Source organism: Streptomyces mutomycini (assembly GCF_001700505.1).
In the GTDB taxonomy this organism is placed as follows: Bacteria; Actinomycetota; Actinomycetes; order Streptomycetales; family Streptomycetaceae; genus Streptomyces; species Streptomyces mutomycini.
The window spans coordinates 1-15,908 of the sequence record NZ_MAPV01000079.1 but is presented as its reverse complement, the minus strand read 5'-3'; the positions used below and the strand labels follow the sequence as shown (position 1 = coordinate 15,908).

The window sequence follows — 15,908 nt, the reverse complement described above, 5'->3', positions numbered from 1 at the left end:
TGTGCTTCCAGGCCGCCGCCGCCCTTGCCCTCGGCGTTGACGAAACCCAGTATCCCGGCGGCGGCCTGGAAGCACAGCTGAACCAGCAGCTCCAGGGCGAGGACGGCAAGATCCGCTACGCACAGGCGGGCGGCCGCCCCGTGCCGACAGCCGGCTCCACCGAGATCCCGGCCGTGGCCGGCACCGACGTCGAGCTGACGATCGACCGCGACATCCAGTGGGCGGCGCAGCGCGCCATCGCCGACCAGGTCGAGAAGTCCGAGGCGGACCGCGGCTACGTGGTCGTCCAGAACACGAGGACCGGCGAGGTGCTGGCCATGGCCAACGCCCCCGGCTACGACCCGAACGACCTCGCGCAGAGCAATTCCGCCGCTCTGGGCAACGCGGCCCTCCAGGACGTGTACGAACCCGGCTCCACCAGCAAGGTCATGTCCATGGCCGCGGTGCTGGAGGAGGGGGCGGCCACGCCCGGCACGCACGTCACCGTCCCCAACCGGCTGCACCGCGGCGACCGGCTCTTCAGGGACGACATCGACCACCCCACCTGGTACCTCACGCTCAACGGCGTACTCGCCAAGTCGAGCAACATCGGCACCATCCTTGCCACCGGACAGCTCGGGAAGACCCAGGCCGAGGCCAACAAGGTCCTGCACTCCTACCTGCGCAAGTTCGGCATCGGAAGCACCACGGGGCTGGACTACCCGGGCGAGTCGCCCGGCATCATCGCCGAACCCCAGGACTGGTCGACCTCGCAGCAGTACACGATCCCGTTCGGCCAGGGCCTCTCCCTCAACGCCATGCAGGCCGCGTCCGTCTACCAGACCATCGCCAACGGCGGGGTCCGGATCGAGCCGACCCTGGTCCGCGGGACCAAGGAGGCGGGCGACAGCTACACGGCGTCCGAGGCCCCGAAACGCACCCGGGTGGTCAGCGAGAAGACGGCCAGGACCCTGGCGAAGATGCTGGAGTCCGTGGTGGACGACGAGGAGGGTACCGGGACCAAGGCCCACATCCAGGGCTACCGGGTCGCGGGCAAGACGGGCACGGCCAACCGCGTCGATCCCGTACGCGGCGTCTACAAGGGCTACACGGCGTCCTTCGCGGGCTTCGCACCCGCCGACGATCCGCAGATCACCGTCTACTGCGCCATCCAGAACCCCACCAAGGGGAGCTACTTCGGGGGCCAGATCTGCGGCCCGATCTACAAGAAGGTCATGGAGTTCGCCCTGAAGACCCTCCAGACGCCTCCGTCCGGCAGCGACCCCGCGCGGCTGCCGGTGTCCTTCAAACCGGGCGAGTGATCCGCTGGAACCCGCAGTGACGACCATCACCCCTGATCCCGGGAACCGGAACGAGAAGTACCGCGCCCCCGGCCCCTCACTTAGCGAGAGGCCGGGTCCGCCCGGTACGCTCACCGCCGTGCCCCACGCTGATCAGTTCCAAACCACTCAGAAGGACGCGCCTGTGAACTACCCGGGAGCGCCCCGACCGGACCGGCTCAGGCCGACGTCCCTCGGAGAGCTGGCAGCCCGGCTCGGTGCCGGGCCGCAGGATGCCGGTGAGGTCACCGGCATCACCCACGACTCCCGGGCGGTACGCCCCGGGGACGTGTACGCGGCCCTGCCCGGTGCCCGACTCCACGGAGCCGACTTCGCCGGCCAGGCCGCCGGTCTCGGAGCGGCCGCGATCCTCACCGACCCGTCGGGCGCCGAGCGCGCCGCGGCCACCGGCCTCCCGGTCCTCGTCACCGAGAACCCGCGCGGCCGGATGGGCGACATCGCCGCCGAGATCTACGGACGGCCGGGTGTCGGCCTGCTCCAGATCGGCATCACCGGAACCTCCGGCAAGACCACCACGGCCTACCTCGTCGAGGGCGGGCTGCGCGGTGCCGGCCGGAGCACCGGACTGATCGGCACCGTCGAGATGCGGATCGGCGACGAGCGCATCAAGTCGGAGCGCACCACCCCCGAGGCCACCGACCTCCAGGCCCTCTTCGCGGTCATGCGCGAACGCGGTGTCGAGGCGGTCGCCATGGAGGTCTCCAGCCACGCCCTGGTGCTCGGCCGGGTCGACGGCTGCGTCTTCGACGTAGCCGTGTTCAACAACCTCAGCCCGGAGCACATGGAGTTCCACTCCGGGATGGAGGACTACTTCCAGGCCAAGGCGCAGCTGTTCACCCCGGAGCGCAGCAAGCTCGGTGTGGTCAACTTCGACGACGAGTACGGCCGCAGGCTGGTGGAGGAGACGTCCATCCCGGTCGTCACCTTCTCCGCGGAGGGCCACCCGGACGCCGACTGGCGCGCCGAGGACGTCGAAGTGGGCCCCCAGGACAGCAGCTTCACCGCGATCGGCCCCAAGGGTGAACGCATCACCGCCAGGGCCCCGCTGCCCGGCCCGTTCAACGTCGCCAACACCCTCGCCGCGATCGTCACCCTGGCCGTCGCGGGCATCGACCCGCAGACCGCCGCCGACGGCATCGCGGCCGTCCCCGGTGTTCCCGGCCGGCTGGAACGCGTCGACGCCGGACAGCCGTACCTCGCGGTCGTCGACTACGCGCACAAGACCGACGCCGTCGAGTCCGTCCTGCGCTCCCTGCAGAAGGTCACCGAGGGCCGGGTCCACATCGTGCTCGGCTGCGGCGGCGACCGTGACACGACGAAGCGCGGCCCGATGGGCGCCGCCGCGGCCCGGCTCGCCGACACCGCCGTACTGACCTCCGACAACCCCCGATCCGAGGACCCCCTCGCGATCCTCGCCGCGATGCTCTCCGGCGCGGCCGAGGTGCCCGTCCACGAGCGCGGCGACGTGCTCGTCGACGCCGACCGGGCCGCGGCCATCGCCGCCGCGGTCGCCCGGGCCGAGCCCGGCGACACCGTGCTGGTGGCCGGAAAGGGGCACGAACAGGGGCAGGACATCCACGGGGTGGTCCGTGCCTTCGACGACCGGAAGGTCCTGCGTGAGGCGATCGAGCGCTCCCTGGGCCGCACGATCGCCGGGCACGCCCCCGAGGACCGCGTACACATCCACGAGAACAACAGTCAGGGATGACCAAGTGATCGCCCTTTCCCTCGCCGAGATCGCCGCCATCGTCGGCGGGCAGCCGCACGACGTGCCGGACCAGTCAGTCACCGTCACGGGCCCCGTCGTCAAGGACTCCCGGGACGTGCGGCAGGGTTCGCTCTTCGCCGCGTTCGTGGGCGAGCGGGTCGACGGCCACGACTACGCGCGGCGCGCCGTCGAGGAGGGCGCGGTGGCCGTGCTCGCCTCCCGGCCCGTCGGTGTCCCGTCGATCGTCGTCGACGATGTCGTGGGCGCGCTCGGCGCCCTCGCACGCGCCGTCGTCGAACGCCTCGGCACGACCGTCGTCGCGCTGACCGGATCGGCAGGCAAGACGTCCACGAAGGACCTGATCGCCCAGCTCCTGGAGCGCAAGGCGCCCACGGTCTGGACGCCCGGCTCCCTCAACAACGAGATCGGCCTGCCGCTCACCGCGCTGCGCGCCACGGCGGAAACCCGCCATCTCGTGCTGGAGATGGGCGCGCGGGGCATCGGCCACATCCACTACCTCGCCGACCTGACGCCGCCGCGGATCGGCCTCGTCCTCAACGTGGGCAGCGCCCACATCGGCGAGTTCGGCAGCCGTGAGGCGATCGCCCAGGCCAAGGGCGAGCTCGTGGAGGTGCTCCCGGAGGACGGTGCCGCGATCCTCAACGCAGACGATCCGCTCGTGCGGGCCATGGCGTCCCGCACAAAAGCCCGGGTGCTCCTCTTCGGAGAGGCCCCGGATGCGGACGTACGGGGAGAGAACGTGCGGCTCACCGACGACGGCCGCCCCGCTTTCGAGCTCCACACACCCACCGGGTGCAGCGACGTGACCTTGCGCCTGTACGGTGAGCACCACGTGTCGAACGCGCTCGCCGCGGCCGCCGTCGCCCATGAGTTGGGCATGTCCGTGACTGAGATCGCCGAGGCGCTCTCCGAGGCGGGCACCCTCTCCCGCTGGCGCATGGAGGTCACCGAGCGTCCGGACGGTGTGACGGTCGTCAATGACGCCTACAACGCGAACCCCGAATCCATGAAGGCCGCACTCCGTGCGCTGGCCGCCATGGGCAAGGCCCGACGGGCAGACGGGGGACGCACGTGGGCGGTGCTCGGTCAGATGGCCGAGCTCGGTGACGCGTCGCTCGCCGAGCACGACGCGGTCGGACGGCTCGCCGTCCGGCTCAACGTCAGCAAGCTCGTCGCTGTCGGAGGAAGAGAAGCCTCCTGGCTGCAACTGGGCGCATATAACGAGGGTTCGTGGGGTGAGGAGTCGGTGCACGTGTCCGACGCACAGGCGGCCGTCGACCTGTTGCGCAGTGAACTGCGCCCGGGAGACGTCGTGCTGGTGAAGGCGTCCCGGTCGGTCGGCCTGGAGAAGGTCGCCCAGGCACTGCTGGGGACGACCGAGGGTGAGGTCGCCGTCCGATGAGGCAGATCCTCTTCGCAGGGGCCATAGGGCTCTTCCTGACCCTGGTCGGCACCCCGTTGCTGATCAAACTTCTGGCCCGCAAGGGCTACGGGCAGTTCATCCGGGACGACGGCCCGCGTACCCACGGCAGCAAGCAGGGCACACCCACCATGGGTGGGATCGCCTTCATCCTGGCGACGATCATCGCGTACCTCCTGGCGAAGCTGATCACCGGCGAGGACATCCGATTCTCCGGCGTTCTCGTCCTGTTCCTGATGGCGGGAATGGGACTCGTCGGCTTCCTCGACGACTACATCAAGATCGTCAAGCAGCGTTCGCTGGGTCTGCGGGCCAAGGCCAAGATGGCCGGCCAGCTGATCGTCGGTATCGCCTTCGCGGTGCTCTCGCTGCAGTTCCCCAACTCGACCGGCAACACCCCGGCCTCCACCCGGCTCTCGTTCGTCGAGGACTTCGGCTGGTCCATCGGCCCGGTGCTGTTCTGCGTCTGGGCCCTGTTCATGATTCTCGCCATGTCCAACGGCGTGAACCTGACGGACGGTCTCGACGGCCTCGCCACCGGCGCCTCGGTGATGGTGTTCGGCGCCTACACCTTCATCGGCCTCTGGCAGTTCCAGGAGTCCTGCGCAAACGCGGAGACCCTCACCAACCCCAGCGCCTGCTTCGAGGTCCGCGATCCACTCGACCTCGCGGTCGTCGCCTCCGCCCTGATGGGCGCCTGCTTCGGCTTCCTGTGGTGGAACACCTCACCCGCGAAGATCTTCATGGGTGACACCGGTTCGCTGGCCCTCGGCGGCGCCCTCGCGGGCCTCGCGATCTGCTCCCGCACCGAGTTCCTGCTGGCCATCCTCGGCGGCCTCTTCGTGATGATCACCATGTCGGTGGTCATCCAGGTCGGCTCGTTCAAGATGACCGGCAAGCGGGTCTTCCGGATGGCACCGCTCCAGCACCACTTCGAACTCAAGGGGTGGTCCGAAGTCCTTGTCGTGGTCCGCTTCTGGATCATCCAGGGCATGTGCGTGATCGTGGGACTCGGCCTCTTCTACGCGGGATGGGCAGCCAAGAAGTGAGCAACGTGGACTGGCAGGGCAAGCACGTCACGGTCGCCGGGCTCGGGGTGAGCGGCATCCCCGCCGCCCGCGCCCTGCACGAGCGGGGAGCCCTCGTCACCGTCGTCAACGACGGCGACGACGAGCGCGCCCGCGCCCAGGCCGCCGAACTGGAGGCGCTCGGAATCACCGTGCGCCTCGGTGACGGCGACACCCTGCCCACGTCCACCGAGCTGGTCGTCACGGCCCCCGGCTGGAAGCCCGGGAAACCGCTCTTCCAGGCAGCCGCCGAGGCCGACGTCCCCGTGTGGGGCGACGTCGAACTGGCCTGGCGGCTGCGGGGGCCCGACGCCGCGCCGTGGCTGGCGGTCACCGGGACCAACGGCAAGACCACGACGGTGCGGATGCTCGCCTCGATCCTCGAAGCGGCCGGGCTGCGCACCGCGGCGGTCGGCAACATCGGGGTCTCCCTGCTGGACGCGGTGCTGGGCGACGAGACGTACGACGTACTCGCCGTCGAGCTCTCCAGCTACCAGCTCCACTGGGCGCCCTCGCTGCGCGCCCACTCCGGGGCCGTCCTGAACCTGGCCCCGGACCACCTCGACTGGCACGGCTCCATGGCCGGTTACGCCGCCGACAAGGGCCGGATCTACGAGGGCAACAGCGTCGCCTGCGTCTACAACGCGCAGGACGAGGCGACGGAGGACCTCGTGCGCGAGGCCGACGTCGAGGAGGGCTGCCGGGCCATCGGCTTCACCCTCGGCACACCGGGCCCCTCGCAGCTCGGGGTGGTCGACGGCATCCTCGTCGACCGCGCCTTCGTCGCCAACCGCCAGAAGCAGGCCCAGGAGCTCGCCGAGGTCGCCGACGTCGACCCGCCGGCTCCCCACAACATCGCCAACGCCCTGGCCGCGGCGGCACTGGCCCGCGCCTTCGGCGTGCAGCCCGCCGCCGTACGCGACGGGCTGCGGGCCTTCCGCCCCGACCCCCACCGCATCGAGCACGTCGCCGACATCGCCGGTGTCACCTACATCGACGACTCCAAGGCCACCAACACCCACGCCGCCGAGGCATCCCTGGCGTCCTACGAACCGATCGTGTGGATCGCCGGCGGCCTGGCCAAGGGCGCCACCTTCGACGAGCTGGTGACCGGGGCCGCGAAGCGCCTGAGGGGCGTCGTGCTGATGGGCGCCGACCGGGCGCTGATCCGCGAAGCCCTGGCGCGACACGCCCCCGAGGTACCGGTGGTCGACCTCGACCGGACCGACACTGGGGCGATGTCCGCGGCGGTCCTCGAAGCGGCACGGCTCGCCCGGCCGGGCGACACCGTCCTGCTGGCCCCGGCCTGCGCCTCGATGGACATGTTCGTCAACTACAACAAGCGGGGCGAGGCGTTCGCGGACGCGGTCCGCGCGCTCGCCGCCGAGAGCGCCTGACGGGCCCGGTCTCCGCGTCGTGACGTCCTGGAGGACCGGAGCGTCCGGGGACCCGGTCACGAGCAGCACCGCCGGGGCCCTGGCCCCGGCGACAGCCCCGGGCACGAGTGGAGGGGACAGCGACACTATGCCGGCCGACGAGAGTTCAGCCGCGCGCGGAGCCGACCGCCCACGGGCGTTCAGCCGGGCGCTCACCCCGCCCCTGCTCGCCGGACCGCTGCCCGGGGGCCCCGGGCCCCTCGCAGGGCTCGCCCGCAGGAGCCGGTCCGCCACCGGCTCCCGGCGGCCTCCCAGGCCGCACGGCGGGGCCGGAGGGCCGGGCACACCGCCCCGGCCGCGCCGGGGCGCCGGGGTGCGCGGGACGTACGAGCGGGCACGGCGGGCCTGGGACCGCCCTCTGACCGCGTACTACCTGATCCTGGGCGCGGGCCTGCTGATCACCGTGCTGGGCCTCGTCATGGTCTACTCCGCCTCGATGATCAAGGCGCTGGAGCTCTCCAGACCCAGCACGTACTTCTTCCGCAAGCAGTTCCTCGCCGCCGTGATCGGCGCCGGGCTGATGCTGGCGGCCTCCAGGATGCCCGTCAAGCTCCACCGGGCACTGGCCTACCCGTTGCTCGCGGGCACCGTGTTCCTGATGGTCCTGGTCCAGGTGCCGGGGATAGGGATGTCGGTCAACGGCAACCAGAACTGGATCTATCTCGGCGGCCCCTTCCAGCTCCAGCCCAGCGAGTTCGGCAAGCTCGCGCTGATCCTCTGGGGCGCAGACCTGCTCGCCCGGAAACAGGACAAGCGTCTGCTGGCCCAGTGGAAGCACATGCTGGTGCCGCTGGTGCCGGTCGCCTTCATGCTGCTCGGACTGATCATGCTCGGCGGCGACATGGGCACCGCGATCATCCTCACCGCGATCCTCTTCGGTCTGCTCTGGCTGGCCGGGGCTCCCACCAGACTCTTCGGCGGTGTGCTCGCCTTCGCCGGTCTCATCGGATTCCTCTTCATCAAGACCAGTCCCAACCGGATGTCCCGGCTCGGCTGCATCGGCGCGTCCGAGCCCGGACCCGGTGACTCGTGCTGGCAGGCGGTGCACGGAATCTACGCTCTGGCGTCCGGCGGATGGTTCGGTTCCGGGCTGGGTGCGAGTGTGGAAAAATGGGGTCAACTCCCTGAGCCCCACACCGACTTCATCTTCGCCATCACCGGAGAGGAACTGGGTCTGGCAGGGACGCTGTCGGTACTCGCCCTGTTCGCGGCTCTAGGCTATGCGGGTATCCGCGTGGCCGGACGCACGGAGGACCCCTTCGTCAGGTACGCAGCGGGAGGCGTGACCACCTGGATCACGGCGCAGGCCGTGATCAACATCGGTGCGGTGCTCGGCCTGTTGCCGATCGCCGGTGTCCCGCTGCCGCTGTTCTCCTACGGGGGTTCGGCCCTGCTGCCGACCATGTTCGCCGTAGGGCTCATGATCGCCTTCGCGCGGGAGGACCCTGCGGCGAGAGCGGCCCTGGCCATGCGGAGGCCCGGGGCCAGATGGAAGACGATGAGACGGCGCGTCACGAAGCGTCCGTCCGGAGAGCGGTGAATTTCGGTGCATGTCGTACTCGCCGGCGGGGGGACCGCCGGGCACATCGAGCCCGCGCTTGCCCTCGCAGACGCCCTGCGGAGGCAGGACCCGACCGTGGGAATCACTGCCCTCGGCACGGAGCGCGGACTCGAGACCAGGCTCGTACCCGAGCGGGGGTACGAGCTGGCACTGATCCCCGCCGTACCGCTGCCGCGCAAGCCCACACCCGAGCTGATCACCGTCCCGGGACGGCTCCGCGGCACCATCAAGGCGGCCGAGCAGATCCTGGAGCGCACCAAGGCGGACTGCGTGGTCGGCTTCGGCGGCTACGTCGCCCTGCCCGGCTACCTCGCGGCCAAGCGCGCCGGGGTGCCGATCGTCGTCCATGAGGCCAACGCCCGGCCGGGCCTGGCCAACAAGATCGGTTCGCGCTACGCCCACGGCGTCGCCGTCTCCACCCCGGACAGCAAGCTGCGCGGTGCCCGCTACATCGGCATCCCGCTGCGGCGGACCATCGCCACCCTCGACCGGGCCCGGGTCCGCCCCGAGGCGCGTGCCGCCTTCGGCCTCGACCCGAACCTGCCGACGCTGCTCGTCTCGGGCGGTTCCCAGGGCGCCCGCCACCTCAACGAGGTGGTCACGCGGATCGCACCGCTGCTCCAGCGGTCCGGAATCCAGATCCTGCACGTGGTCGGCCCGAAGAACGAATTGCCGCGCATCGACAACATGCCCGGGATGCCGCCCTACATCCCGGTACCGTACGTGGACCGGATGGACCTCGCGTACGCCGCGGCCGACATGATGCTCTGCCGCGCGGGTGCGATGACCGTCGCCGAACTCTCCGCCGTCGGGCTGCCCGCCGCCTACGTCCCGTTGCCGATCGGCAACGGCGAACAGCGGCTGAACGCCCAGCCGGTGGTCAACGCCGGCGGTGGTCTGCTGGTGGACGACGCGGCGCTCACCCCGGAATGGGTGCAGGGCAACGTCCTTCCGGTGCTCGCGGACCCGCACCGGCTGTACGAGATGTCCCGTGCCGCCGCGGAGTTCGGGCGACGGGACGCCGACGACCTTCTCGTCGGCATGGTGTACGAGGCGATTGCCGCACGCCGCAAGGCGTGAGGCGGTGCGGACCCGGGGCGCGCGCCCCGGGTCCGGTGAAGGAGTGAGCGTGGCCGGACCGACGACCGCACAGCGCGGCGAGGCCGGGCGGGCCGACACCCCGGCCCGCCCGCCGCACATCGGCCCCGAGGGGCGCCGGATGACCGGCCGTACGCGACTGGTACTGGCCGCGGCCGGCCTCGTACTGACCGCCGGGGCCACGCTCTGGGTGCTCTACGGCTCGTCCTGGCTGCGGCTGGAAGGGGTGACGGTCGCAGGCGCCGACGTCCTCACCAGGAGTGAGGTGGAGGCCGCCGCCGCGGCCCCGGTCGGGTCTCCGCTGATCTCCGTGGACACCGAAGCGATCGCGGACAGGCTGCGCCGGAAGCTGCCTCGTGTCGACTCCGTGGATGTCGTACGGTCATGGCCGCACGGTGTCAGTCTTGAAGTGACCGAACGAAAGCCGGTCCTGTTGGTGGAAAAGGGCGAGAAGTTCATCGAAGTGGACGTAAAAGGCGTGCGCTTCGCAACCGTGGACAAAGCGCCCCCACGTGTTCCGCTCCTGGAGCTGACGCCCGATCAGTCGGCGAGCCTTCGCCGCTTCGGCGGTGACCGCCTGCTGCGGGAGGCCGTCCGGGTCGCGGGAGACCTCCCGGTGAAGGTGGCAGGGGACACCGAGACCGTGCGGGTCACCTCGTACGACTCCGCGGTCCTGGAACTGACCCGGGGCCGCACCGTGATGTGGGGCAGCAGCGAGGAGGGGCCCGTGAAGGCGCGTGTGCTCACCGCTCTCATGAAAGCGTCCCCCGGAGCGGTGCACTTCGACGTGAGCGCCCCCACCGCCCCTGCGGCGTCGAAGAGTTGACGCACGTTTGGCCTGGCCAGCCCCCTGGTTGGTCAGCGCTACGCCTGATCACATAGGGTGAAAAGAAAAACGGGAGGTTCGGCGTGTTCGTTGAACGTGCGCCACTTGTCGACTTAGTGTCCTGTTCGGAAGAGTCCAAGAAGCAGACACACTGGTAACCCTAAACTTCAGCGTTAGGGTTCGGGTCGGCGTCCGGACCGACCCAATCGGCATCCGTCGTCGCGGCGGGACTACCGCGAAGCGACGACACGTAACTCGAGGCGAGAGGCCTTCGACGTGGCAGCACCGCAGAACTACCTCGCAGTCATCAAGGTCATCGGTGTCGGCGGCGGTGGTGTCAATGCCATCAACCGAATGATCGAGGTCGGTCTCAAGGGCGTCGAGTTCATCGCGATCAACACCGATGCGCAAGCACTGTTGATGAGCGACGCCGACGTCAAGCTCGACGTCGGCCGTGAACTCACCCGTGGCCTCGGCGCCGGGGCGAACCCGGCCGTCGGTCGTAAGGCGGCAGAGGACCACCGTGAGGAGATCGAGGAGGTCCTCAAGGGGGCCGACATGGTCTTCGTCACCGCCGGTGAAGGCGGCGGCACAGGCACCGGCGGCGCACCCGTCGTCGCCAACATCGCGCGCTCGCTGGGCGCCCTGACGATCGGTGTGGTCACCCGGCCGTTCACCTTCGAGGGCCGGCGGCGCGCGAACCAGGCGGAGGACGGCATCGCCGAGCTCCGCGAAGAGGTCGACACCCTCATCGTCATTCCCAACGACCGGCTGCTGTCCATCTCGGACCGCCAGGTCAGCGTGCTCGACGCGTTCAAGTCGGCCGACCAGGTGCTGCTCTCGGGCGTCCAGGGCATCACCGACCTCATCACCACCCCGGGTCTGATCAACCTCGACTTCGCCGACGTCAAGTCGGTCATGTCCGAGGCCGGATCGGCGCTCATGGGCATCGGTTCCGCCCGCGGCGACGACCGCGCGGTGGCCGCCGCGGAGATGGCGATCTCCTCGCCGCTCCTGGAGGCGTCCATCGACGGCGCCCGTGGTGTCCTGCTCTCCATCTCCGGTGGCAGCGACCTCGGTCTCTTCGAGATCAACGAGGCCGCGCAGCTGGTGAGCGAGGCGGCCCACCCCGAGGCGAACATCATCTTCGGCGCGGTCATCGACGACGCGCTGGGCGACGAGGTGCGGGTGACCGTCATCGCCGCGGGCTTCGACGGTGGGCAGCCGCCTGCCCGTCGGGAGAACGTCCTCGGAGCGGGTGCCGGCAAGCGTGAGGAGCCGGCTCCGCCGGCCCGGACCGCCGAGCCGGCGCGCCAGTCCGGCGGGCTGGGGTCCGTGCCCCCGCGCGAGGAGCCCCAGACGCCGGCCGAGCCGGCACCGGTCGCGAACGAGGCATCGCTGCCGCCGGTCTCCCCGCCGCACGTCCCGACGGCCCGTCCCTACCAGGACACCCAGGCCGAAGAGCTGGACGTACCGGACTTCTTGAAGTGATAGGTCCGCAGCACGCGGTGAGAGCCGCGGAGTCTTCGGCGGGCGGCGCCCATTTCGCCTTCACCGACAGGTGGGGCGGAGTGAGCGCCGTTCCGTACGAGGAGCTCAACCTCGGCGGCGCGGTCGGCGACGACCCCGCCGCCGTCCGCACGAACCGCGCACTCGCCGCCCGTTCCCTCGGTCTCGACCCGGCCCTGGTGGTCTGGATGAACCAGGTGCACGGGCGTGAGGTCGCCGTGGTCGACGGCCCCTGGGGCGAGACCTCCGCCACTTCGGGCATTCCCGCCGTGGACGCGGTGGTGACGGCGCGACGCGGGCTCCCGCTCGCGGTGCTCACCGCCGACTGCACACCCGTGCTGCTCGCCGACCCCGCCGCCGGTGTGGTCGCGGCAGCCCACGCGGGACGGCCCGGTCTGGTCGCGGGAGTCGTCCCGGCCGCGGTCGAGGCCATGGTCGCACTCGGAGCCGAGCCGTCACGGATCGTGGCGCACACCGGACCGTCCGTCTGCGGACGGTGCTACGAGGTCCCGGAAGATATGCGCGCGGAGGTCGCCGCGGTCGTTCCCGCCTCGTGGTCGCAGACCAGCTGGGGGACACCCGCGGTGGACGTCACGGCCGGGGTCCACGCGCAGCTCGACGAGCTGGGCGTCGCGGACCGGCACGCCTCGCCGTTCTGCACCCTGGAATCCGGCGACCACTTCTCGTACCGCCGCGACCGCACCACGGGACGGCTCGCCGGATATGTCTGGTTGGACTGATAGGGCATGACGGATCGCAGGGCTGAACTCGCGGCAAACCTGGCACAGGTGGAGGAACGTATTGCTTCCGCTTGCGCCTCGGCCGGCCGCAAGCGGGGAGAAGTGACCCTCATCGTGGTCACCAAGACCTACCCCGCGAGCGATGTGCGCATTCTGCACGAACTCGGTGTGCGTCAGGTCGCGGAGAACCGTGACCAGGACGCAGCACCGAAAGCCGCGGCTTGTGCGGATCTGTCGCTCACATGGCACTTTGTCGGACAGTTGCAGACCAACAAGGTCCGCTCCGTGGCCGGTTATGCCGATGTGGTGCAGTCGGTGGACCGGGTGAAGCTGGTCTCCGCACTCTCGGCCGCGGCGGTCAGGGCCGAGCGTGAGCTCGGCTGCCTGATCCAGGTCGCCCTCGACGCCGGGAGCGGTGAGCGTGGGGACCGGGGCGGTGTCGCACCGGACATGATCGAGGAGTTGGCCGCGTCGGTCGAAGCGGCCGAGGGGCTCAGGCTCGACGGTTTGATGACCGTCGCGCCGCTCGCCGGTCCTTACGCCGGCCGGCAACGGGCGGCGTTCGACCGGTTGATGGAAATCTCGTCCCGCCTGCGCGGGAACCATCCGGCTGCGAACATGGTCTCTGCCGGGATGAGTGCGGATCTCGAGGACGCGGTTGCGGCCGGGGCGACACATGTACGCGTCGGTACGGCGGTGCTCGGAGTCCGACCCCGGCTCGGGTAACGTCGCGAAGCAAGTCGGACCACAGCAGAAAATATGGTCATTCCCGCTTGACAGCGGGCGGGCCGGAGTGGATCTCGGGCACTTGGTGACACGAATGCCGATCCACCACAGAGCGGAGGACTCGGAGCATGGCCGGCGCGATGCGCAAGATGGCGGTCTACCTCGGCCTCGTGGAGGACGATGGGTACGACGGTCCGGGGTTCGACCCCGACGACGAATTCGAACCCGAGCCGGAGCCCGAGCGCGACCGGCGGCGGCATCAGCCCGCGCACCCGGTGGAGCGGGAAAGGGACGAACCGGTGCGATCGGTGCAGCCGCCCGCACCGCGGGAACCGGTTCAGCTCCCGGCGGAAAGCGGACGACCCGCCCGAATCGCACCCGTGGCATCCATCACACCTGACCGCCCGAACATGGAGAAGAACGCACCGGTGATCATGCCCAAGGTCGTGTCCGAGCGTGAGCCCTACAGGATCACCACGCTGCACCCCAGGACCTATAACGAGGCCCGTACCATCGGGGAACACTTCCGTGAGGGCACTCCGGTGATCATGAATCTCACGGAGATGGACGACACGGATGCGAAGCGACTTGTCGACTTTGCCGCGGGACTCGTCTTCGGTCTTCATGGCAGCATTGAACGTGTGACGCAGAAGGTGTTCCTGTTGTCGCCTGCTAACGTCGATGTCACGGCGGAGGACAAGGCCCGTATCGCAGAGGGCGGGTTCTTCAACCAGAGCTGAGAACACCGGGAACAACACCGGCCGTGAGGCCGGGGCTGCAAGAGCCAGGGGAGAGGGAACCGCGGGACATGGGCGTCGCACTGGATGTGGTCTATATCGCGCTGATGTGTTTCCTCATCGTGCTGATCTTCCGGCTGGTCATGGACTATGTCTTCCAGTTCGCACGTTCATGGCAGCCAGGCAAGGCGATGGTGGTCGTTCTCGAGGGCACTTACACTGTCACCGATCCACCGCTGAAGCTTCTGCGGCGGTTCATACCGCCGTTGCGTCTCGGGGGCGTGGCACTTGACCTGTCCTTCTTCGTTCTGATGATCATCGTCTACATTCTGCTCAACCTCGTGGGCAAGCTTGCGAGCAGCGTGTGAACGATACGGTCTTGCCGACTGCCGACGACTACGTAGAGGTGAAGAAGAGATGCCGCTGACCCCCGAGGACGTGCGGAACAAGCAGTTCACGACCGTCCGTCTCCGAGAAGGCTATGACGAGGACGAGGTCGATGCCTTCCTCGACGAGGTCGAGTCGGAGCTGACACGCCTGCTCCGTGAGAACGAGGACCTGCGCGCCAAGCTGGCTGCCGCCACGCGAGCGGCCGCGCAGAACCAGCAGCAGCAGGGAATGCGCAAACCGCCGGAGCAGCAGGAACGGCCGGGTGCCCCGGTGCCCGCCGCCATATCGGGTCCGCCGGTGCAGCAGCAGCCCCCGCAGATGGGTCCCCCCCAGCTGCCCGGTGGCGCTCCGCAGCTGCCTGCCGGTCCCAGCGGCCATGGTCCTCAGGGCGGCCACGGCCCCGGTCCGCAGGGCCCGCACGGCCCCGGCCCGATGCAGGGCGGTCCCATGGGTGGCCCGATGGGCGGCCCCATGGGCGGTCACGCTCCGCAGCAGCAGATGCAGCAGCAGCAGCAGCAGATGCAGCAGCAGCAGCAGCAGATGCAGCAGCCCGGTCAGGGCCCCGGTGGCGACAGCGCCGCCCGTGTCCTCTCCCTTGCCCAGCAGACCGCCGACCAGGCGATCGCGGAGGCCCGCTCCGAGGCCAACAAGATCGTCGGTGAGGCGCGCAGCCGTGCCGAGGGTCTCGAGCGCGACGCGCGTGCCAAGGCGGACGCGCTGGAGCGGGACGCGCAGGAGAAGCACCGCGTGGCGATGGGCTCGCTGGAGTCGGCCCGCGCGACGCTGGAGCGCAAGGTCGAGGACCTGCGTGGCTTCGAGCGCGAGTACCGGACCCGTCTGAAGTCCTACCTGGAGAGCCAGCTGCGTCAGCTGGAGACCCAGGCCGACGACTCGCTGGCCCCGCCGCGGACCCCCGCCGCAGCCTCGCTGCCGCCGTCGCCTTCGCTGGCTCCGGCCGGTGCGGGTGCGATGGGGCACACCATGGGCGGCAACCACGGTGGTCACGGCAGCCAGCAGATGGGCGGCGGCAACCAGTCGATGGGCGGTGGCCCGTCGTACGGCGGCGGCCAGCAGCAGATGTCGCCCGCGATGACGCAGCCGATGGCGCCGGTGCGGCCTCAGGCGCCGCAGCCGATGCAGCAGGCGCCGTCGCCGATGCGCGGGTTCCTGATCGACGAGGACGACAACTGAGCGGTTCGCGCTCGCTGAGCGCGTAGCCGTCGGCAGGCTGAGGGCCGGGCCCCGGGGATCTCCCCGGGGCCCGGCCCTTTTTGCGTGCCCTGGTCGCTGGGCGGTGGCCGCTGCGCGGGGCTTGTTCCCCAGGCCCGC

General features: G+C 70.1%; 14 protein-coding genes. All 14 read left to right on the top strand.

What is annotated here, in order from left to right; translation table 11 throughout:
* The coding region (locus BFF76_RS12470) for a peptidoglycan D,D-transpeptidase FtsI family protein (protein ID WP_141695593.1) at positions 1-1,301 on the top strand (1,301 nt) is incomplete at its 5' end.
* Positions 1,302-1,317: 16 nt separating this feature from the next.
* Entirely contained in the window at positions 1,318-3,048 is a 1,731-nt protein-coding gene (locus tag BFF76_RS12465) for a UDP-N-acetylmuramoyl-L-alanyl-D-glutamate--2,6-diaminopimelate ligase (protein WP_042837152.1), read from the top strand.
* 4 nt (positions 3,049-3,052) lie between these two features.
* Positions 3,053-4,471 carry a UDP-N-acetylmuramoyl-tripeptide--D-alanyl-D-alanine ligase gene (locus BFF76_RS12460; protein ID WP_053929865.1) on the top strand — a complete coding sequence of 473 codons (1,419 nt, stop codon included), beginning with the start codon at positions 3,053-3,055 and terminating at the stop codon, positions 4,469-4,471.
* Positions 4,468-5,538, top strand: a complete 1,071-nt coding sequence (gene mraY / locus BFF76_RS12455) for a phospho-N-acetylmuramoyl-pentapeptide-transferase (RefSeq protein WP_031098929.1) — start codon at positions 4,468-4,470, stop codon at positions 5,536-5,538. Before BFF76_RS12460 ends, mraY begins: the two co-directional genes overlap by 4 nt.
* Positions 5,520-6,953, top strand: coding sequence for a UDP-N-acetylmuramoyl-L-alanine--D-glutamate ligase (gene murD, locus BFF76_RS12450; protein ID WP_199831532.1), 1,434 nt, complete (start codon positions 5,520-5,522; stop codon positions 6,951-6,953). The genes mraY and murD overlap by 19 nt, the downstream gene beginning before the upstream one ends.
* 127 nt (positions 6,954-7,080) lie before the next feature.
* Entirely contained in the window at positions 7,081-8,532 is a 1,452-nt protein-coding gene (gene ftsW / locus BFF76_RS12445) for a putative lipid II flippase FtsW (RefSeq protein WP_199831533.1), read from the top strand.
* A 6-nt stretch (positions 8,533-8,538) separates the two neighbouring features.
* On the top strand, positions 8,539-9,633 hold the full coding sequence (murG, locus tag BFF76_RS12440; protein WP_031098936.1) for an undecaprenyldiphospho-muramoylpentapeptide beta-N-acetylglucosaminyltransferase: 1,095 nt from the start codon (positions 8,539-8,541) through the stop codon (positions 9,631-9,633).
* 49 nt (positions 9,634-9,682) lie between these two features.
* Positions 9,683-10,477 carry a cell division protein FtsQ/DivIB gene (locus tag BFF76_RS12435; RefSeq protein WP_065848220.1) on the top strand — a complete coding sequence of 265 codons (795 nt, stop codon included), beginning with the start codon at positions 9,683-9,685 and terminating at the stop codon, positions 10,475-10,477.
* Positions 10,478-10,753: 276 nt separating this feature from the next.
* A complete protein-coding gene (ftsZ, locus tag BFF76_RS12430; protein WP_031098939.1) occupies positions 10,754-11,968 on the top strand; it encodes a cell division protein FtsZ in 1,215 nt (404 codons plus the stop codon).
* A 17-nt stretch (positions 11,969-11,985) separates the two neighbouring features.
* Positions 11,986-12,726 carry a peptidoglycan editing factor PgeF gene (pgeF, locus tag BFF76_RS12425; protein WP_078850758.1) on the top strand — a complete coding sequence of 247 codons (741 nt, stop codon included), beginning with the start codon at positions 11,986-11,988 and terminating at the stop codon, positions 12,724-12,726.
* Positions 12,727-12,732: 6 nt separating this feature from the next.
* Positions 12,733-13,452 carry a YggS family pyridoxal phosphate-dependent enzyme gene (locus BFF76_RS12420; RefSeq protein ID WP_031098943.1) on the top strand — a complete coding sequence of 240 codons (720 nt, stop codon included), beginning with the start codon at positions 12,733-12,735 and terminating at the stop codon, positions 13,450-13,452.
* Between the two features lie 128 nt (positions 13,453-13,580).
* Positions 13,581-14,192, top strand: coding sequence for a cell division protein SepF (locus BFF76_RS12415; RefSeq protein ID WP_031098945.1), 612 nt, complete (start codon positions 13,581-13,583; stop codon positions 14,190-14,192).
* A 68-nt stretch (positions 14,193-14,260) separates the two neighbouring features.
* Positions 14,261-14,557: a YggT family protein gene (locus BFF76_RS12410; RefSeq protein WP_031098947.1), complete on the top strand. Its 297-nt coding sequence runs from the start codon at positions 14,261-14,263 to the stop codon at positions 14,555-14,557.
* Positions 14,558-14,606: 49 nt separating this feature from the next.
* The gene (locus BFF76_RS12405; protein WP_065848219.1) at positions 14,607-15,770 is read left to right on the top strand and encodes a DivIVA domain-containing protein; all 1,164 of its coding nucleotides are present in this window, start codon (positions 14,607-14,609) and stop codon (positions 15,768-15,770) included.
* The last annotated feature ends 138 nt before the right edge of the window (positions 15,771-15,908 follow it).

Coding starts and splice junctions, on each gene's coding strand:
- mraY (WP_031098929.1), top strand. CDS start 4,468: ATGAGGCAGATCCTCTTCGCAGGGGCCATAGGGCTCTTCCTGACCCTG.
- murD (WP_199831532.1), top strand. CDS start 5,520: ATGGGCAGCCAAGAAGTGAGCAACGTGGACTGGCAGGGCAAGCACGTC.
- ftsW (WP_199831533.1), top strand. CDS start 7,081: ATGCCGGCCGACGAGAGTTCAGCCGCGCGCGGAGCCGACCGCCCACGG.
- BFF76_RS12420 (WP_031098943.1), top strand. CDS start 12,733: ATGACGGATCGCAGGGCTGAACTCGCGGCAAACCTGGCACAGGTGGAG.
- BFF76_RS12415 (WP_031098945.1), top strand. CDS start 13,581: ATGGCCGGCGCGATGCGCAAGATGGCGGTCTACCTCGGCCTCGTGGAG.
- BFF76_RS12410 (WP_031098947.1), top strand. CDS start 14,261: ATGGGCGTCGCACTGGATGTGGTCTATATCGCGCTGATGTGTTTCCTC.
- BFF76_RS12405 (WP_065848219.1), top strand. CDS start 14,607: ATGCCGCTGACCCCCGAGGACGTGCGGAACAAGCAGTTCACGACCGTC.